Below are 17,186 nucleotides of genomic sequence, written 5' to 3' on the forward strand. Positions count from 1 at the left end.
CAATGCCACTGCCATTCGCGCGTGCCAACCGCCTATTTGGCGAGAATTGCATCAATCTCCGCATTGGCCTTGGCGCGCAGCTGACGCTTGCAGTCGCGAAAGGCGGGCTGGCTTGCCAGTTCGCTTGCGCGCTGGACTGCGATGTCGATCAAGGTCTCCGGCGAGACGATCTCGTCCACGAGGCCTGTAGCAGCCGCCTGCTCGGGCCCGAAGAGCTGCGAGGTAAGCGCCAGCCGGCGCCGCCATACCGGGTCCAGCCAATGGTCGATGATCGCTTGCGGGACCGCCGGAAAAGGGAGCCCGGCTTTCGCTTCGGGAAGGCCGATCTTGTAGCCGCCTTCAGCCGCAACGACCCAATCCGAACACAGCATCATGATCCCGCCAGCCCCGATCGAATGGCCGTTGACCGCGGAAACCAACGGGCAGGGCAAGCGGTGCATGTCCGCCATCATGTGATTGATTGCCTCGCGCGTTTCCTCGCGCGTTTCGTCGGTGAAGTTTTCCGCGACCTTGCGGTCCATTCCGCGGCTGTAATCGGAGCCTGCACCGGTGAGGACAACGGCTTGGACGTCGCTCGATGCCGCCATTTCGCAAAAACGGCGCGAGGCTTCGCGCATGATCTCTGCATGGACGGTGTTGAATGGAGGATTGTCGAGCGTCACCAGCGTCACATCGCCGCGTTGTTCGATGCCCAGATGGTCCATATGCCGCTCCTCCCTCAGCGCGCGTCGCAGTCTCTCGATTGCCTCAGTAGCGTCCAAATTGCCACAATGGTTGTATGATTTAACCAACACACCGCTTGAGCCGAGCGGGAAAGTTGCGCATACGCTTGAGGCAATGGACGGCGGCGCTCAATTCACGCTTCACGATGAGGAAGGCGGCGGGACGATGCTCGCGCTGTCGGGGCCGCTGCTTGTCTCGACCATTGGCAAGCTTGAGCGCGAGCTCAGCCGCTTAGGGCACGAGGTTGGCCGGGTCGATCTCTCCGATGTTGAGGAAATGGACACGGTCGGCGCGTGGGTGGTGTGCCGGTTCGCCACGCATCAATCCGCCGCCATCACCGGAACCACCCCGTCTGCCAAGCGCCTGCTCGAAGCGGTCGAGGCCGCATCGAGCGATGTCGAAATCACCCCGGACCGCACCCCTGTCTGGGAGCGTGTGCCGCTTGCCCTGGGCGAAAAGGTCTATGCCGCGCGCTCCGGCGTTTACGGGGTGGTCGGATTCTTCGGGCAGATCCTGATCGGATTTGGCAGCCTGCTGCGGCATCCTTCGACATTCCCGTTGAAGGCGACCGTGCGCCAGATGGAGATGGTCGGCGTGGCGGCCCTGCCGATCATCGGGCTGATGAGCTTTCTCATCGGTATCGTCATCGCGCAGCAGGGCGCGGTTCAGCTTGCGCAGTTCGGGGCAGAGACGCTGACCGTGAACCTCGTGGGCCGCATTACTTTGCGAGAGCTTGGCGTGCTGATGACCGCGATCATGGTCGCAGGCCGTTCAGGAAGCGCCTTTGCCGCGCAGATCGGGACGATGAAGCTGACCGAAGAAGTCGACGCGATGCGCACGATCGGCATTTCTCCGATCGAACGGCTTGTCATCCCGCGCATCCTCGCCTGCACCTTCATGATGGTGGTGCTGGGCTTTTACGCCTCGATCGTCGGCATCGTCGGCGGCGCGGTCGTTGGGCATCTGTCGCTCGGCATCCCGTTCTTCACCTTCCTTGAACGCATTCAGGAAGTGGTGCCGCTGCACGATGTCTGGGTCGGCCTCGTCAAGGCGCCGGTCTTCGGACTGATCGTCGCGCTAGCGGGTTGCTATCACGGCATGCAGGTCAAGGGGAATTCCGAGCAGGTCGGCATCCGCACGACGATGGCGGTGGTTTCCGCGATCTTCGCCGTCATCGTTCTCGACGCATTCTTCGCGGTGTTCTTCACCGAGATCGGTTGGGGCTGAGGCATGGCAGACAAGCGCGCAATGACCGTCCAGCACAATGCAGAGCTTCATCCCGAAGACCACGACCGCTTTGCCTCGCATCCGCCCATCGTTGTCGAAGGGCTGGTCAACAAGTTCGGCGATTTTGCCGTGCATGACGGGCTCGACCTCGAAGTCCGGCGTGGGGAGATCCTTGGCGTTGTCGGCGGATCGGGGACGGGTAAATCGGTGCTGATGCGCTCGATCATCGGGCTTCAGACACCCACCGCCGGGCGGATCGAGGTGCTGGGCCGCTGCATCACCGATGGCGACCCGGATGAGAATATCGGCGTGCGCTGCCGCTGGGGCGTATTGTTCCAGGGCGGGGCGCTGTTCTCGACACTGACCGTCGGCGAGAATGTCGAGGTTCCGCTCAAGCAATTTTACCCTGAGCTTTCCGACGACCTGCGCAAGGAAATCGCGCGCTACAAGGTGCTGCTCTCCGGCCTTCCGGAAGAAGCCGTCGCGAAGTACCCGTCCGAGCTTTCAGGCGGCATGAGGAAGCGCGCAGGCCTTGCCCGCGCTCTTGCGCTCGATCCCGAATTGCTTTTCCTAGATGAGCCGACCGCGGGTCTCGATCCTATCGGCGCGGCCAAGTTCGATAGCCAGACGCGCGAGTTGAAAGAGACGCTGGGCCTTACCGTTTTCCTCATTACGCACGATCTCGATACGCTTTACGAGATTTGCGACCGGGTCGCGGTGCTCGCCGACAAGAAGGTTATCGCGGTCGGTACGATCCCCGAATTGCTTGAGACTCGCCATCCGTGGATCGACGAATATTTCAACGGCCCACGCGGTCGCGGGGCGATGACCGCGCATCGCCTGAACGCCGGTCGCCGCGCAGCCGATTGGGGGGATTAATCCAGTGGCACTTGCACAACATATTGGACAGGCGCGCCTTTGCGCGTTCATAGGGTAGCGCAATGGAAACGAGAGCCAATCACCTCTGGGTCGGTGCGGTTACGCTGGCGCTGCTTGCGGCAATGGCGGCATTCATCGTCTGGATCGCACGGCTGAACCAGGGCGACGTGAACGAATACGACATCTTCTATGCGCAGTCGGTTTCGGGCCTCGCGCAGGGTAGCCAGGTCGCTTACGCCGGCGTCCCGGTCGGGCAGGTGGTCGACATCGCCCTGTCCGAAGACGACCCTGAATTCGTGCGCGTGCGTATCCGGGTGCGAGATGAGGTGCCGATCCTGATCGGAACCACGGCGACGATCCAGTCGAGCTTTACCGGTGTTTCGACCATCTTGCTCGACGGCGCGCGCGGCGGTGCTCCGGCCATCACCTGCGACACCACGGCGTGCCCGGAAGGTAGACCTGTTATCCCGCCCAAGGATGGCGGCATCAACGCGCTCCTCAACAACGCGCCGTTGCTGCTGGAGCGGCTGGCAACGCTGACCGAGAACCTGAACATCCTGCTTGGCCCTGAGAACCAGGATAACCTGCGCGGTATTCTGGCAAACTCAAACCGTCTGACCAACGAGCTCGCAGATGCAGCACCTCGTCTTGAAGGCACCTTTGCCGAGTTCGAGATTGCGCTTCGCGAAGCAGGCGAGGCGCTTGACGCTTTCGAAACGGCGACACGCTCGACCGATCAACTGATCAATCAGGAAGGCCCGCTTCTGGCCGAAGAACTGCGCGGCACCTTGCGCAGCGCGAACGAGGCGGCGGCTGCGCTCGCGGCGACGCTGGAAGACACGCGGCCCGCCGCACGCCAGCTGCGCGAGGGCACCTTGCCCGCAGCCGAGGCCACCCTGCGCGACTTGCGCAGCACCAGTCGCTCGCTTCGCGCCATTACCGAACAGATCGAAACGCAAGGGGCAGGTTCGCTGCTCGGGGGACAGGCGCTGCCTGATTATGAGCCATGAAAACTGCGAGAATGATCAAACCGGCTTTCACCCTTTCCGCGCTTGTGGGCGCAAGCCTCGCGCTGTCTGCCTGCGTGAGCCTCGGCGGGGCAGAGCCACCTGAAAGCCTGCTAAGCCTGACGCCGACCGCGATGGCGCCGGCTGGCTCGGGCGCATCGCACAATCGCGCCGGGGAATCCTCGGCAATCGCGGTGCTCACTCCCGAAGTCCCGGCCAAGCTCGACGTGCAGCGCGTGCCGGTGAACGTCTCGGACACCGAGATTGCTTATCTGCAGGAAGCCGTCTGGGTCGAAAAGCCTGCGCGCCTGTTCCGCCGCCTCTTGGGTGAGACGCTGCGTACACGCGGTTCGATGCTGGTGCTTGATGGCGAGGATTCGCCCACGGTCGCGACGCGTTACCTGCGCGGCAGCCTGATTGAGCTCGGCTACGACGCGCCGACTTCGTCGGTGGTGGTGAGCTTCAACGCGATCCTGACCAGCGACGATGGCACGGTCACTTCGCGGCGCTTCGAAGCGCGCGAAGAGGGTATTCTCGCTGAAGCGTCTGATGTGGGCCCGGCGCTCAACCGCGCGGCGAACACGCTGGCCGGCGAAGTCGCCGACTGGGCGATTGCGAACCCCTAATCGGAAGCTGCGAGCCGCACGAATTCTCGCGCGCGCAGGAAATCGGATTCTCGTTTAGCGCGGCGTTCCTCGGCTTCTTCGTCGCGGCCCCATAGTTCCGCCTGCCACTCTTCTTCAAGGCTAGCGGCCTGCCATAGAGCGAGCGCATCGGCACCCGGCTCGCTCGCTTCGAGCGCGACCATCAGCGATGCGGCAAGCGATGTCATCGCCTCCATCCCTGCAAGAGCAAACGGCGTTTGCTTGCCGAGCGCGTCACGCAACTTGGCCAGCGTCGCCTCGTTTTGCGGCCGATGCACGATGCCGCTCACCCGCACGAGTTCGATGCCGTGGCGCTCTTCGAAACGCTTCGTGATCGGTTCCCACAGCTCTTGCTGGCGCACATAGAGTGGCTCGTCCGGATCGGCGCGGTAGAGCAGCGTGTCGGTGTCGCCATAGGTGAGCACTTTATCCGCGACCGCTGCAGGATCGGGCGCGATCACATCGAGCGCGTAATCGGCCATATCGCGCAGAGGGAGCGTGGCTGGATCGATTTTCTCGCCCTGTGCATCCCATTCCGCCGCCAGCGCTCGCGCGAGCGCCTCGGTGGGCACGATCTGGCCTGCGCCTTTCTGGGTGCGAATTGCGCGCCCGTCGAGCGTGACTTGCCACCCACCCAGCGCGGGCTGGATGTCAACTTCCTTATAAAATCGCTTCACGGTTTATCCATGCCTTCGGGCAGATGCGTGTCGCGGGCCTTGAAACGCCGCGCGAGAAGGGGAGGTCCGAAGAAGAACGCGACGAGCCCGCCCACCGCGAGCGCGACGCCCAGCCAGTAAGGCGCAGGCACGACAGCGCGGGCAATCGCGATGCCGAGCAGCACAGCGCCAATCGCGGCAAAGCGGGTGAGTTGCAGGTAGACGTAGCGCTGCTGTGCGCGCTCGCGTTCTTCGTCTGTGTAAGTGCTCAAGAGGCGCGCTCCAGTTCTTCGCGCAGGGCCGCTGCATCGCTAACGACCACATCGGCGCCGCTCGCTTCGAGTTCTTCGCTTGTGTGATAGCCCCACGCGACCCCGATCCCGCGCACCCGGCCAGCGCGGGCCATCTGCATGTCGAAACTCGTGTCGCCGATCATCACCGCGTTTGCGGGCTGAGCAGCGGCTTCGAACAGAGCGGCTTCAAGCATGGCGGGATGGGGCTTGGACGGATGGCGGTCGGCGGTCTGTAGCGAGACGAACAGGTCTGTGAGGCCGTGGGTCGCAAGGCAGGCGGTGAGCCCGCGATCCGATTTGCCCGTGGCGACCGCGAGGCTCCAGCCGTCGTCGTGCAAAGCATGGAGCAGCTCGGCGATGCCGTCATAGAGCGGTTCGCTCAGCAGGCCTTCCTCGCGCCGAGCGCGGAATGATGACTTGTAGAATTCGGTGAGATCTCGCTGCTTGCGCACGTCCTCATCAGGAGCGAGTTCGCGGATCGCAACCGGCAGGCTCAGGCCCACGAGGCGGCGGACCTGTGCAGGATCGGGCTCGGGAAGTCGCGCTTTCTGGAAAGCATGCGCCATCGCCCACAGGACATCCGCCTGCCCATCGACAAGCGTGCCGTCGCAGTCGAAGACGGCGAGCCTCGTCACTTTTTGCGACCCTTCGGATTGCCCGGACCCCTGCCCTTGGCGGGGCCCTTGGCTTTCTTCTTCGCCGTTACCTTCGACGTCGCGCGCGTGCGGCGCTCGCCGCGGCGGTCCTTGCGGAATTGCTTGGCGTGTCGGCGCGCCGCCTGCTTTTTCTCCGCAGGCGTGCGCTCTGGCGCTTCGTCGCGGATCGGGGAGGCATCGCTGAGCGACAAATCGAAGCCGAGCGATTCCATGCTGGTCGCAAAATGTTCGGGCAGGTCAGCGGTCACGTCGAGCTTGCCGCCCGCGCCTTTGCTCTCAGGTGTGCCGATGATCAGGCGGCGTGCGTGCAGGTGCATTTTGCGGCTGATCGCGCCGGTGAGAAACGCATCCTGCCCGCCATATTTGCCATCGCCTACAATCGGATGGCCGATCGCTGCCAAGTGGACGCGCAGCTGGTGGGTGCGGCCGGTCAGCGGCTCAAGCTCCACCCATGCCGCGCGCGTGCCTGCCCGCTCGACCACACGGTAGCGGGTCTTGGCAATCTGGCCGCCTTCCTCGTCGACATGCATCTTCTCGCCGCCCGTGCCCGGCTGCTTGGCGAGCGGGGCGTCGATTGTGCCCTCGCGCACTTCGGGAACGCCCACGACCAGCGCCCAGTAGACCTTGCGCGCGCTTCGGCCTGAGAACTTGCGCGAATAGGTCGCCGCGCTTCCCGGTGTGCGCGCAATCAGCAGCACGCCCGAAGTATCCTTGTCGAGCCGGTGGACGAGGCGCGGCCGCGGGGCGTCCTCCTCCTGATCATCGACAAAGGCATCGAGCAGCCCGTCGACATGCTTGGTTGTCTTGCTTCCGCCCTGCGTCGCGAGACCAGGCGGCTTGTTGAGCACGATGGCGCTCGGCGTTTCGCGGATCACCATGGCGCGCGCCTCGGCGATCTCTTCCTCGGTCAGAGGGCGGCGCGGCTTGGGACCGCGTTTCTGGTCTTCACCGCCGGGCGGAACGCGCAGAACCTGCCCTGCTTCGAGCCGATCTTCCGGTTTCACACGCCCGCCATCGACGCGCACCTGACCGGTCCGTGCCCAGCGCGAGATGGTCGCAAATCCGATCTTCGGCAGGTTACGCTTGAACCAGCGGTCGAGGCGGATGCCGTCATCGTCGTCCGAGACGGTGAATTGGCGTACTTCGTTTGCATTCTTGTTCATGATGAACTTTGCCCCATGACAAGACCGATAATGAAAGCGGCCATCCCGGCGATCACCGAAACACCGACATAGGCGAGGGCCGGGAGGTATGCAGCGCGATGCATCATCGTGACCATCTCTGCGCTGAACGCGCTGAACGTCGTGAACCCGCCGAGCAGGCCAACCCCGACCAGCAGCCGCAGCGTTTCGCCCGTTTGTGCGGCCACGCTTGCCCGCGCCAGCCAGCCGAACAGAAGGCCCATCGCAAGGCTGCCAACCACGTTGACGGCAAGCGTGGGCCAGGGGAATGTTGCGCCCGAAGGCGCCATATGCGTGACCAGCCGTCCCGCCTGATAGCGGCCGACAGCACCGATCCCGCCGCCAAGGGCGACGTAGAGTGATGCAAGGGCTGGGGAGAGTGAAGCGGTGCTCATGAGCGGTCCGCATTAGCGACAAGGTGGCTGCGCCGCCACAGTGAAAGCACTCCAAGCCTTGCCATTTTCGCCGCTGAGCGTTATGTGGGCCCCAGTTTCAGCGCGACCGAGCCTTAGGAAGGTGGGTTTCGCGCCGTTTTTAGCGTCAAATTTACGCGCATTCCCGCGATTCGGTTTAGCGGGCTCGGCGCATTTGAAATGAGGTAGTAGTCGTTTATGCAAATCATGGTTCGCGATAACAATGTCGATCAGGCCCTGCGCGCTCTCAAGAAGAAGCTGCAGCGCGAAGGTGTGTATCGCGAGATGAAGCTGCGTCGTCACTACGAAAAGCCCAGCGAAAAGCGCGCCCGTGAAAAGGCAGCTGCCGTTCGCCGCGCTCGCAAGCTCGAGCGTAAGCGCATGGAGCGCGACGGCATCAAGTAAGATGCCGCGAAGGGCAGCGGCTTTGTGCCGAGGCCCTTCAGCCAAAGTGGGAACAGGTTTTGCGCCCGGAAGGGCCGAGCCGAAAACAAGCGCGAAATGCTTGAAACCCGCCACTGGATAAGCCATCAGGGCGCGGACAGTCTCCGCGCCCTTTTGCTTATGGGGCGCCTGCTTTCTTCAGGGATCATCAATGGCCGAAATTACCCGCGTTCCGCTTCAGCCCGTTGCCAAGGGCTCGCTGACCAAGATCTGGCTCGGCGTCATCGTCGCGCTGCTGGTGGGCGCAAGCCTCGCTTTCGCAGCCGTGCCCAAGGGTTTCAGCATCGACACGCTGGTCGCGGGCGAAGGGCCGAACCCTGAGCAGGGCGACATGGTCTTCGTAAAATACAAGGGCTCGCTCGCCTCGACCGGCGAAGTGTTCGACGAATCGCAGGATATCCCGCTCCCGGTCGAAGGCGTCTTCCCGGAAGGCAGCCCGTTCCCGGTCGAGCCTGATTCCACCATCGAAGGCTTCTACCAGGGCCTTCAGCAGATGCAGAAAGGCGGGAAGTACGAGCTCTATATTCCGTCCGACATGGCCTATGGTGCAGAGCCGCCTCCCGGCGCGCCGATCCCGCCGAACGCAGACCTCGTGTTCGAGATCGAAGTGGTCGATATCATGAGCCGCGAAGTCTTCGACCGGAACCTAACGATCCTGCAACGCGCCATGCAAGGCGGTCTTGGAGGCCCTCCGGAAGGTCAGGCGCAGGACGTGCCGGGCACAGTACCACCGCAATAATCTTGAACCGGGTGATTTGCACCCGCCGAGGAATACAACAATGTCGGTTGATAAACAGACCGTCGCCAAGATCGCGTCATTGGCGCGCATCAAGATGGGCGATGAAGAACTCGAACGCATGGTGCCGGAACTGAACGGCATCCTCAATTGGGTCGAACAGCTTGGCGAGGTAGACGTCGAAGGCGTTGAGCCGATGTCGGCTGTCATTCCCAACACGCTGCGCCTTCGCGACGACGTGGTCGATGCCGATCCCAAAACGGGCGGCGGCAAGCGCGACGAAGTGCTCGCCAATGCTCCGGCGGCCGAGCACGGCTTTTTCGGCGTGCCCAAAGTTATCGAATAGGTTGAGCTGAACGCACATGACTGACCTCACAAATCTTGGTGTCAAAGCCATCCGCGACGGCGTTGCCGGCGGAGACTTCACCGCGCGCGAAGTGGCTGAAAGCTTCAACGCCGCGGTCGCCAGCGCTGCTGAACTCAACGCCTTCATCGTGACCACGCCCGACCACGCACTCGCCGCTGCTGATGCGGTGGATGCGAAGCGCGCGAAGGGCGAGGATCTGGGCGCAATGGGCGGCGTGCCGATTGGCATGAAGGACCTGTTCGCTTCGCACGGCGTGCAGACCACCGCCGCAAGTCACATCCTCGAAGGCTTCAAGCCCGAATACGAAAGCACCGTCTCGCAAAACCTGTGGAATGCGGGTGCTGGCATGCTGGGCAAGCTCAACCTCGACCAGTTTGCGATGGGCTCGTCGAACGAGACGTCGTACTTCGGCAACGTCGCCTCGCCATGGCGCAAGGAAGGCAGCAACGCCGCCATGTCGCCCGGCGGTTCCTCGGGCGGTTCGTCCAGCGCGGTTGCCGCGCGCATCGCGCCTGCTGCGACCGGCACCGACACCGGCGGATCCATCCGCCAGCCTGCCGCTTTCACCGGCATTTGCGGGATCAAGCCGACCTATGGCCGCTGCTCGCGCTGGGGCGTGGTCGCGTTCGCAAGCTCGCTTGACCAGGCTGGCCCGATGGCGCGCTCGGTGGAGGATTGCGCGATCATGCTTGGCGCGATGGCGGGCTTCGATCCGAAGGACGCGACGAGCCTCAAGATGGACGTGCCCGACTGGGAAGCGGCGCTCAACGCAGACCTCAAGGGCAAGAAGGTCGGCATTCCCAAGGAATACCGCATGGACGGCACCGACGAGGCCATCCTTGCCTCGTGGGAGCAGGGCAAGGCATGGCTCAAGGATGCAGGCGCAGAGATCGTCGATGTCTCGCTGCCGCACACCAAATACGCGCTGCCCGCATACTACATCATCGCGCCAGCCGAAGCCTCGTCCAACCTCGCGCGCTATGACGGCGTGCGTTACGGCCTTCGCGACCTGCCCGAAGGCGCAGGCCTTCAGGACATGTACGCCGCCACCCGCGCCGAAGGGTTCGGCGACGAGGTCAAGCGCCGCATCCTGATCGGCACCTACGTGCTCTCCGCAGGCTTTTATGATGCCTATTACAACCAGGCGCAGAAGGTCCGCGCGCTTGTCGCCCGCGATTTCGAGCAGGCATGGGGCGAGTGCGACCTGATCCTCGCGCCGACCACGCCGACGGCAAGCTTCCCGCTGGGCAGCCTCAACGAAGACCCGCTGACGATGTATCTGAACGACGTCTTCGCTGTTCCCGCATCGCTCGCAGGCCTTCCGGCCATGAGCGTTCCCGCCGGGCTTAACCCCGACGGCCTGCCGCTCGGCCTGCAACTGGTCGGCAAGCCCTTCGACGAGCAGACCGTGCTCGACGCCGGCCTTGCGATCCAGCAGCGCAGCGGTTTCGAGCAAGCGCCGGAGAAGTGGTGGTGACCATCGACACCCCGCTGCTTCTCGCCGGGATTGGCATCATTCTCGCCGTTCCGCTGACCTTCATGGTCGCGAACTGGGTGCGCAAGAATGTCGACCACGGAGAGGCGCGGTTCGGGCCTGATGGCAAGATGATTTCTGACAAAGAGACAAACGATGAGTGACTATCGCATCCAGGGCGCAACGGGCGAGTGGGAGGTCGTGATCGGCCTTGAGGTCCATGCGCAGGTGACTTCCAACGCCAAGCTGTTTTCGGGCGCCTCCACCGCGTTCGGCGCGGAGCCGAACAGCCAGGTGAGCCTCGTCGATGCGGCGATGCCCGGAATGCTGCCCGTGCCCAATCGCGAGTGCATCCGTCAGGCTGTGCGCACCGGCATGGCGATCGAGGCCGAGATCAACCAGTGGTCGCGCTTTGACCGCAAGAATTACTTCTACGCCGATCTGCCGCAGGGCTACCAGATTAGCCAGCTTTACCACCCTCTCGTGGGTGAGGGGCAGTTGCTGATCGAAGCGGACGAGAAGACCGGCATTCCCGAAGACAAGATCATCGGGATCGAACGCATCCACGTCGAACAGGATGCAGGCAAGCTGATGCACGATCAGCATCCGACCATGTCCTATGTCGATCTGAACCGTTCGGGCGTTGCGCTGATGGAAATCGTCTCGCGCCCCGACATGCGCTCGCCTGCCGAAGCCGGCGCCTATGTGCGCAAGCTGCGCTCGATCCTGCGCTATGTTGGTTCGTGCGATGGCAACATGGAAGAAGGCTCGATGCGCGCCGACGTGAACGTTTCCGTCCGCAAGCCGGGCGAGGAACTCGGCACGCGGACCGAGACGAAGAACGTCAATTCTGTGCGCTTCGTCATGCAGGTCATCGAATATGAGGCGAACCGTCAGGTCGACGTCTTGGAAAGCGGCGGCACGGTCGATCAGGAAACGCGCCTGTTCGACGTCGCAACCGGCACGACCCGCACGATGCGTTCGAAGGAAGACGCGCACGATTATCGCTACTTCCCCGATCCTGACCTGCTGCCGCTGGTGTTGGAAGACGACTTCCTTGATGAATGTCGCGCTTCGCTCCCCGAACTGCCCGATGCCAAGCGCACGCGGTATGAGAGCGAGCTTGGTCTTACGCCTTACAACGCGCGCGAGCTGACTGCCGAGGTCGAGACCTTTGCGCGCTTCGAAACGTTGCTCACTGCGACGGCTGAGGCCACCGGCAAGGACGAGAAGACCGTCGCGACGCAGGTTGCGAACTGGGCGCTTTCGGTTGCGCCGGGCGTGATCAAGTCGCTGGGTGACGACGCCAATGTCGAGCACGCCACCGCCGAGCGTCAGGCTGCTATCCTCGCGATGCAGGACAAGGGCGAGATCAGCGGCGGTCAGGCCAAGGAAATCTTCGAGATCGTCCTGAAAGAGGGCCGCGAGCCTGCCGAAATCGCCGAGACAGAGGGCCTCAAGCAGGTCAGCGACACTGGCGCGATCGAGGCTGCCATCGACGACATCCTCGCCAAAAACGAGGACAAGGTTGAGCAGTACAAGGGCGGCAAGGACAAGCTCTTCGGCTTCTTCGTCGGCCAGACGATGAAGGCGATGAAGGGCAAGGCTAACCCGGCGGTGGTGAACCAGATCCTCAAGGACAAGCTGGGCTAGATGAACTCGGCGCGCAGCCGTCGCTTTCTCGTAATCGCGGTTGCGCTGTGCGCCGTGATCATCGGCTATGCGCTGTTTGCGAACCATCGCGAGGCGAGTGACACGCAAGTTGTCGCCGTGGCGCTCGATCCTGCCGACCCTTCGCGCACCCGCATCGGCCAGCTCGAGTATCTCGGCGGTCTCGATATCCCGCGCATGGGCGAAAATATTGGAGGGCTTTCGGGCCTTCGCTGGGATGCGCAAAGCGGGCGGCTGCTTGCCATCACCGACGATGCGCGCTGGGTCTGGATGACGCCGGTCGAAGTAGGCGGGCGGCTGACGGGAATTGCCGACCTTGAAACGGGCCCGTTGCTTGGCGTCTCCGGCGAAGTTCTGACCGGCAAGGAAGACGGTGACAGCGAAGGGATAATCTACGATCCGGAGACCGGCTGGGCCGTCTCGTTCGAGCGCAATCACCGGATATTGAGCTACGGCGATGATCTGTCCGGCACCCCTGTCCGAACCCTATTCGACCCGGAAGCGGTATTCGGCGAACTTGAAGGAAACAGCGGGATCGAAGCATTCGCGCTGGGTAACCAAAGCCAATTGATCTGTGTCCAGCGGTTGGCTGCGCCAAGCCAAGCCAATTGCCAGTTCTTCGACTACGCTGACGACACCTATTCGCCGTTTCCCGTCAATCCGCCGCAGGAGCTTGTCGAGTTTGGAGCTGTTCCAACCGATGCGGACGCGCTTCAAGACGGGACTTATACAGTCCTTTTCCGCTCGTGGTCGCCAGCCGACGATAACCGAGCAGCGATTGTCACCTACACGCCCGAAGGCGAGCGCCGCGAGTTGATGACGATTACCCCGCCGCTCACAACCGACAATTTCGAAGGTCTCGCCGTGCGCGAGGAAGCAGGTCGCACCTTCCTCTACCTCGTCAGCGACGACAACTTCTCGTCGAACCAGCGCACGCTGCTGATGAAGTTCGAGATCGTTGGCGGAGAGCTGGCGAACTAGTCTTCCTGGCGCGGGATAACTGGCACCAACAGGTGTGAATCGTATTTCCCGCCCGCATGAACCGTGTGCTGGCCACGGTTTACAGGATAGCCGTGTGCAAGTGCGGGATGGTCGAACAGATCGCGCCCCTGGATGACCAATCTCAGTGTCTCGCCGGCGCGGAACAGCGTGCTGCTTGGCAGAATTTCAATCTCGACCGGTACGATCTCGCCCGGCGTTAGCGGTGCTGCATCCTGATGAAGCAGTACGGGTTGCCACGGGGTCGAACGTGTTTCATCCAACTCGCGTTGCGAGGCTCTAAGCCAGCCCATCGCGACCGGTCCTTTGATGTAACCAGTTTTGGCGAAGAAGTGGACTTCGCGACCCTGCCTGTCGAGTTTGCGGACGCCAATGAAAAGGTCCATGTCATCTCCTTCGTCCACCGAGACCCACAGCTTAAGTTTCATGTTGCCGGTTAGTTCTGTGTCCTCATCGAAGATGAGGTCAAATGTACGGCTGCCTGTAAGTGCATCGTAACTTGCCTCTCGTGGCTGAGCGGGCAGGCTGCTCGACAGCTCGCCCAACTGCGCATTGAGATAGAGTGATTGGTAATCAGTGCCAGGAATGGGCCAGTCCTGAGCCTCATAAACCTGAAAATTTCGAAGGTCCTCGCGCACTTCGACGCGCACCGGAGCCGTTTGGTCGAACCCATTCGGGACGCCTTTCAGGAAGTGGTCGAAGAAGGCTTTCTGTGTCTCAAGTGCTTCCTCGCTGTAATAAACGTCCCACTTCGAGCGGCCATGCGTATAAAGCCATTTCTTCTCTGATGAGATGGTCTTGAACCCTTCGAAAGAGCCGCGAGTGTGCAGGCCCTGGTCCGACCATGTTCCAGCGATCAAAGCTGGCACCGTGATGCTTTGCAGGTCGATCCCAGATGTCGTTGCAGGTCTCGTCTGGACCCTGCGCATCAGCGAAGGTCGCTGATGCGCGAATTTGAAGATGATCGGATGCGGCAGCGGCGCACCATTGGCTCCCGAACGCATTTTGCGGATCCAAAAACTGGTAAAGGCGATTTCGGGAATACCACCATGGTAGAGCACTTCGCGATAGGGATCGGACTGGCCTTCCCATGGGATGATAGCCTTGAGGCTCGGGGGATTGCCGCTGGCTGCGACCCACTGCGAGATGGCGAGATAGGACACCCCGTTCAGCCCGATATTGCCGTTGCTCCACCCCTGCTCCCCGGCCCATTCGATAGCGTCGTAGAAGTAGTCGCGGTCGCGACGGGACAGGGTGCTCGGCTCTCCTTCTGACGAGGCGAAGCCAGCGGAATCGACGTAAATCACCACGTATCCTTGCGGGACCCAAAAGGCGGGGTCGGGACCTTCCCACGAAGTCCACTCGCTGACGGCGATACGCCCCAGATCGAAATCGGGCTTGAGCGAGTGCCGAAGGAGTTTGGGGTAAAGGTCCGGCCCCTTGTTCTTGTCATATGCGGTAAATGCCATGACTACCGGGTATCGACCCTCGGCACGGGGTCTGAAGATGTTTGCCGAAAGGCGCGTACCATCGCGGGTCGTGATCCAAACGTCCCTTTCGACCTCGATCTCCTCGGCAAGCCCACTAATGTCGGTTACCTCGACCGGGTAGTCGGGGTGCGTTCGCATTTGCGGGTCGTCTTCAAGAAAGGTTTGAGCCTGATCCTTGCTCGCGAGGAACATTCCACCGGCAAGGCCGACTGCCGTCAGCCCGACCAACAAGGCAATCGCTATCTTCGCTTTCCTCCCCATCGTGTCTTCTCATCATATCCGTGGCAGTCGGTCAAATTGGCTCGCCTTCAACTCCAATAATAAGGCCGCCGGAAGCGCGTGCTCCCGGCGGCCCTGATCCCATATCTGTTTACGCTTATTCTGCGCCGACGAAGATCGACTTGGCGTTGGCAAACTCCTTGACGCCGAAGCCGCCATGTTCGCGGCCATAGCCTGAGTTCTTCACCCCGCCGAAGGGCATTGATGGGTCTGCGACGCCATAGGTGTTGATGAAGATCATGCCGGTGTCGAAATGCTTCTTCGCCATCTCGATTGCGCGGTCGGTGTCGCCTGACAAGATGCCTCCGCCAAGGCCGTAGCGGCTGTCATTGGCAAGGCGCATCGCGTCTTCATCATCCTTGGCGCGGATCACGCTTGCGACGGGTCCGAAGATCTCGTCATCATAGGCAGGCTGGCCGGGGGCGACATCGGTGAGGACGGTTGCGGGGTAATACGCACCGGGGCCATCGGGGATCTTGCCGCCACAGGCGATTGTCGCGCCGTTTTCGACCGACTTGTCGACCTGTCCCTGCACGTCTTCGCGAAGGTCGGTGCGAGCCATCGGTCCCATGTCGCTGTCGTCGGAATTGGGGTCGCCGATCTTGATAGCTTCGAACTTCGCGACGAATTTGTCGACGAACTCGTCATATACGGCGTCGGTGACGATGAAGCGCTTGCCGTTGATGCAGGTCTGGCCGTTGTTGTAAAGACGCGCGCGGGCGCACACTTCGGCTGCCTTGTCGATGTCGGCGTCTTCAAGGACGAGATAGGCATCGTTCGAACCCAGCTCCAACACGAGCGGCTTCAGGACCTTGCCCGCTTCCTCTGCGACGTGCTTTCCGCCGCCGTCCGATCCGGTGAGCGTGACGCCGCGCACCTTGTCGTGTGCGATGATCGCGTCCGAAGTGTCGTGGTCGATGACAAGCACGGTGAAGAGGTCTGCCGGAAGGCCGCCCTTCTCGAAAATCTCTGCGATCTTGAGCCCACTGCCGGTGCAGTTCGATGCGTGCTTCAGCAGCACGCCGTTGCCGGTCATCAGGTTGGCGATCGCGTAGCGGATGACCTGATAGGCCGGGAAGTTCCACGGCTGGATGCCGTAGACGACGCCGATGGGCGAATAGGTGACGATCCCGCGGCCTGCATTGCTCGGGTCGCGCTGTTCGTCGGCGAGTTCGCTCGGGCCGTTCTCTGCGGTGTAGTCGCAGATCGAGGCGCACAGTTCGACTTCATCGCGGCTGTCGCCGATCAGCTTGCCGACTTCGTCGGTCATCAACTGCGCGAGTTCTTCCTTGTTGTCGCGCAGCGCCTGACCCAGGCCGCGCAGCACTTCGGCGCGCTCTTCGAGGCTTTTCAGTTTCCAGCTTTCGAACGCCTCATGGCACGCATCGACTTTCGCACAGGCCTCTTCGCGCGACATTTGCTGGTATTCTTCGAGGGTTTCGCCAGTGGCGGGGTTGGTCGTCTTGATACTGCTCATCGGGGGCCTTTCGGGGGAGTTAGGGGTTCGAAAGGGTAATGAGCGGAAGGCAGGCTTCGTTCCCAAATGCTGTTGGAATGGCTTGAAGCCGCGACAAAAAAGGCCGCCGGGGCGCAAACCCCGACGGCCTTTTGTAAGACTGTGCATCAGTCAGTAAGCGATTGGGCTTACTGCTTTTCGCCGGTCAGCGGCATCGCGCCAAATGCGCCTGCGTTGACGTTGCCAGCGATGGTGCCGCCTTCGACGGTGGCTTCGCAATCGAGCGTCATCGGCATCGGAACGGTCATGTTCATCTTCCACGACAGCTTGTTGCCGTCGACCTTGCCTTCTTCGACGTCCATCGAACCCATGCCGCCGGCCATGTTGCCCGAGAAAGTGCCGTCGCCATTATCGACAACGGTGAAGGTGCCCGACTGGTCGCCCATCGGGCTCTTGACGGTGGTGTTGTAGGTACCGGAAACTTCAGACATTGATTTGTCTCCCAATTGAAATTCGTGGCCATGAGCCCTTGCGGCAGCACGGCGTCGGTGGCCGTTTTACACGTCAGATTATCGCGTTCAACCACTATCA

The 17,186-nt window shown here is 62.1% G+C and carries 20 protein-coding genes; 11 read left to right on the forward strand and 9 right to left on the reverse strand.

Annotation, left to right across the window (positions count from 1 at the left end; all coding sequences use genetic code 11):
* Positions 1 to 32: 32 nt before the first annotated feature.
* Positions 33 to 704 (reverse strand): enoyl-CoA hydratase/isomerase family protein, encoded by a 672-nt coding sequence (locus NAP1_RS00455; protein WP_007163228.1) that lies wholly within the window; start codon positions 702 to 704, stop codon positions 33 to 35.
* Between the two features lie 133 nt (positions 705 to 837).
* Here NAP1_RS00455 and NAP1_RS00460 point away from each other — a divergent pair, with 133 nt between their 5' ends.
* From NAP1_RS00460 to NAP1_RS00475, 4 genes are all read left to right on the forward strand, one after another.
* On the forward strand, positions 838 to 1,950 hold the full coding sequence (locus NAP1_RS00460) for an MlaE family lipid ABC transporter permease subunit (protein WP_007163229.1): 1,113 nt from the start codon (positions 838 to 840) through the stop codon (positions 1,948 to 1,950).
* A gap of 3 nt (positions 1,951 to 1,953) precedes the next feature.
* Positions 1,954 to 2,829: an ABC transporter ATP-binding protein gene (locus tag NAP1_RS00465; RefSeq protein WP_007163230.1), complete on the forward strand. Its 876-nt coding sequence runs from the start codon at positions 1,954 to 1,956 to the stop codon at positions 2,827 to 2,829.
* A gap of 62 nt (positions 2,830 to 2,891) precedes the next feature.
* A complete protein-coding gene (locus NAP1_RS00470; RefSeq protein ID WP_007163231.1) occupies positions 2,892 to 3,839 on the forward strand; it encodes an MlaD family protein in 948 nt (315 codons plus the stop codon).
* On the forward strand, positions 3,836 to 4,462 hold the full coding sequence (locus NAP1_RS00475) for an ABC-type transport auxiliary lipoprotein family protein (RefSeq protein WP_241761153.1): 627 nt from the start codon (positions 3,836 to 3,838) through the stop codon (positions 4,460 to 4,462). Before NAP1_RS00470 ends, NAP1_RS00475 begins: the two co-directional genes overlap by 4 nt.
* Here the strand turns inward: NAP1_RS00475 and NAP1_RS00480 are convergent.
* The 5 genes from NAP1_RS00480 to crcB are packed head-to-tail and all read right to left on the reverse strand — an operon-like array spanning position 4,459 to position 7,661.
* Positions 4,459 to 5,157 (reverse strand): ATP12 family chaperone protein, encoded by a 699-nt coding sequence (locus tag NAP1_RS00480; protein WP_007163233.1) that lies wholly within the window; start codon positions 5,155 to 5,157, stop codon positions 4,459 to 4,461. The two genes, NAP1_RS00475 and NAP1_RS00480, sit on opposite strands and share 4 nt — an antisense overlap.
* Positions 5,154 to 5,408 (reverse strand): hypothetical protein, encoded by a 255-nt coding sequence (locus NAP1_RS00485; protein WP_007163234.1) that lies wholly within the window; start codon positions 5,406 to 5,408, stop codon positions 5,154 to 5,156. Before NAP1_RS00485 ends, NAP1_RS00480 begins: the two co-directional genes overlap by 4 nt.
* A complete protein-coding gene (locus tag NAP1_RS00490) occupies positions 5,405 to 6,064 on the reverse strand; it encodes an HAD-IA family hydrolase (protein WP_007163235.1) in 660 nt (219 codons plus the stop codon). Before NAP1_RS00490 ends, NAP1_RS00485 begins: the two co-directional genes overlap by 4 nt.
* Complete coding sequence (locus NAP1_RS00495; protein WP_007163236.1) at positions 6,061 to 7,248, reverse strand: RluA family pseudouridine synthase; 1,188 nt, start codon at positions 7,246 to 7,248, stop codon at positions 6,061 to 6,063. The genes NAP1_RS00490 and NAP1_RS00495 overlap by 4 nt, the downstream gene beginning before the upstream one ends.
* Positions 7,245 to 7,661, reverse strand: coding sequence for a fluoride efflux transporter CrcB (gene crcB / locus NAP1_RS00500; RefSeq protein WP_007163237.1), 417 nt, complete (start codon positions 7,659 to 7,661; stop codon positions 7,245 to 7,247). The genes NAP1_RS00495 and crcB overlap by 4 nt, the downstream gene beginning before the upstream one ends.
* Positions 7,662 to 7,877: 216 nt before the next feature.
* Between crcB and rpsU the strand changes: the two genes are divergently transcribed.
* From rpsU to NAP1_RS00535, 7 genes are all read left to right on the forward strand, one after another.
* Positions 7,878 to 8,084: a 30S ribosomal protein S21 gene (gene rpsU, locus NAP1_RS00505; RefSeq protein ID WP_006834591.1), complete on the forward strand. Its 207-nt coding sequence runs from the start codon at positions 7,878 to 7,880 to the stop codon at positions 8,082 to 8,084.
* Between the two features lie 190 nt (positions 8,085 to 8,274).
* Positions 8,275 to 8,862 carry an FKBP-type peptidyl-prolyl cis-trans isomerase gene (locus NAP1_RS00510; protein ID WP_007163238.1) on the forward strand — a complete coding sequence of 196 codons (588 nt, stop codon included), beginning with the start codon at positions 8,275 to 8,277 and terminating at the stop codon, positions 8,860 to 8,862.
* A gap of 40 nt (positions 8,863 to 8,902) precedes the next feature.
* Positions 8,903 to 9,205 carry an Asp-tRNA(Asn)/Glu-tRNA(Gln) amidotransferase subunit GatC gene (gene gatC, locus NAP1_RS00515; RefSeq protein ID WP_007163239.1) on the forward strand — a complete coding sequence of 101 codons (303 nt, stop codon included), beginning with the start codon at positions 8,903 to 8,905 and terminating at the stop codon, positions 9,203 to 9,205.
* 16 nt (positions 9,206 to 9,221) lie between these two features.
* On the forward strand, positions 9,222 to 10,703 hold the full coding sequence (gene gatA / locus NAP1_RS00520; RefSeq protein ID WP_007163240.1) for an Asp-tRNA(Asn)/Glu-tRNA(Gln) amidotransferase subunit GatA: 1,482 nt from the start codon (positions 9,222 to 9,224) through the stop codon (positions 10,701 to 10,703).
* Positions 10,700 to 10,864 (forward strand): glutamyl-tRNA amidotransferase, encoded by a 165-nt coding sequence (locus NAP1_RS00525; RefSeq protein WP_241761154.1) that lies wholly within the window; start codon positions 10,700 to 10,702, stop codon positions 10,862 to 10,864. The genes gatA and NAP1_RS00525 overlap by 4 nt, the downstream gene beginning before the upstream one ends.
* Complete coding sequence (gene gatB / locus NAP1_RS00530; protein WP_007163242.1) at positions 10,857 to 12,353, forward strand: Asp-tRNA(Asn)/Glu-tRNA(Gln) amidotransferase subunit GatB; 1,497 nt, start codon at positions 10,857 to 10,859, stop codon at positions 12,351 to 12,353. The genes NAP1_RS00525 and gatB overlap by 8 nt, the downstream gene beginning before the upstream one ends.
* Complete coding sequence (locus NAP1_RS00535; protein WP_007163243.1) at positions 12,354 to 13,352, forward strand: esterase-like activity of phytase family protein; 999 nt, start codon at positions 12,354 to 12,356, stop codon at positions 13,350 to 13,352.
* On the opposite strand, the gene NAP1_RS00540 is transcribed toward NAP1_RS00535, so the two are convergent.
* From NAP1_RS00540 to NAP1_RS00550, 3 genes are all read right to left on the reverse strand, one after another.
* Positions 13,349 to 15,121 carry a CocE/NonD family hydrolase gene (locus NAP1_RS00540; protein WP_007163244.1) on the reverse strand — a complete coding sequence of 591 codons (1,773 nt, stop codon included), beginning with the start codon at positions 15,119 to 15,121 and terminating at the stop codon, positions 13,349 to 13,351. The genes NAP1_RS00535 and NAP1_RS00540 overlap by 4 nt on opposite strands.
* Before the next feature lie 115 nt (positions 15,122 to 15,236).
* Positions 15,237 to 16,616, reverse strand: a complete 1,380-nt coding sequence (locus NAP1_RS00545) for an NAD-dependent succinate-semialdehyde dehydrogenase (RefSeq protein WP_007163245.1) — start codon at positions 16,614 to 16,616, stop codon at positions 15,237 to 15,239.
* Between the two features lie 167 nt (positions 16,617 to 16,783).
* Positions 16,784 to 17,086, reverse strand: coding sequence for a hypothetical protein (locus tag NAP1_RS00550; protein WP_007163246.1), 303 nt, complete (start codon positions 17,084 to 17,086; stop codon positions 16,784 to 16,786).
* Between the last annotated feature and the right edge of the window lie 100 nt (positions 17,087 to 17,186).

Source organism: Erythrobacter sp. NAP1 (assembly GCF_000152865.1).
Taxonomy (GTDB): Bacteria; Pseudomonadota; Alphaproteobacteria; order Sphingomonadales; family Sphingomonadaceae; genus Erythrobacter.

Excerpts from the sequence above, each read along its gene's own strand:
- NAP1_RS00470 (WP_007163231.1), top strand. The coding sequence starts at position 2,892 with ATGGAAACGAGAGCCAATCACCTCTGGGTCGGTGCGGTTACGCTGGCG.
- NAP1_RS00495 (WP_007163236.1), bottom strand. The coding sequence starts at position 7,248 with ATGAACAAGAATGCAAACGAAGTACGCCAATTCACCGTCTCGGACGAC.
- NAP1_RS00460 (WP_007163229.1), top strand. The coding sequence starts at position 838 with ATGGACGGCGGCGCTCAATTCACGCTTCACGATGAGGAAGGCGGCGGG.
- rpsU (WP_006834591.1), top strand. The coding sequence starts at position 7,878 with ATGCAAATCATGGTTCGCGATAACAATGTCGATCAGGCCCTGCGCGCT.
- NAP1_RS00540 (WP_007163244.1), bottom strand. The coding sequence starts at position 15,121 with ATGGGGAGGAAAGCGAAGATAGCGATTGCCTTGTTGGTCGGGCTGACG.
- NAP1_RS00455 (WP_007163228.1), bottom strand. The coding sequence starts at position 704 with ATGGACCATCTGGGCATCGAACAACGCGGCGATGTGACGCTGGTGACG.
- gatA (WP_007163240.1), top strand. The coding sequence starts at position 9,222 with ATGACTGACCTCACAAATCTTGGTGTCAAAGCCATCCGCGACGGCGTT.
- NAP1_RS00535 (WP_007163243.1), top strand. The coding sequence starts at position 12,354 with ATGAACTCGGCGCGCAGCCGTCGCTTTCTCGTAATCGCGGTTGCGCTG.
- crcB (WP_007163237.1), bottom strand. The coding sequence starts at position 7,661 with ATGAGCACCGCTTCACTCTCCCCAGCCCTTGCATCACTCTACGTCGCC.
- gatC (WP_007163239.1), top strand. The coding sequence starts at position 8,903 with ATGTCGGTTGATAAACAGACCGTCGCCAAGATCGCGTCATTGGCGCGC.
- NAP1_RS00550 (WP_007163246.1), bottom strand. The coding sequence starts at position 17,086 with ATGTCTGAAGTTTCCGGTACCTACAACACCACCGTCAAGAGCCCGATG.
- NAP1_RS00465 (WP_007163230.1), top strand. The coding sequence starts at position 1,954 with ATGGCAGACAAGCGCGCAATGACCGTCCAGCACAATGCAGAGCTTCAT.
- NAP1_RS00475 (WP_241761153.1), top strand. The coding sequence starts at position 3,836 with ATGAAAACTGCGAGAATGATCAAACCGGCTTTCACCCTTTCCGCGCTT.
- gatB (WP_007163242.1), top strand. The coding sequence starts at position 10,857 with ATGAGTGACTATCGCATCCAGGGCGCAACGGGCGAGTGGGAGGTCGTG.
- NAP1_RS00545 (WP_007163245.1), bottom strand. The coding sequence starts at position 16,616 with ATGAGCAGTATCAAGACGACCAACCCCGCCACTGGCGAAACCCTCGAA.
- NAP1_RS00510 (WP_007163238.1), top strand. The coding sequence starts at position 8,275 with ATGGCCGAAATTACCCGCGTTCCGCTTCAGCCCGTTGCCAAGGGCTCG.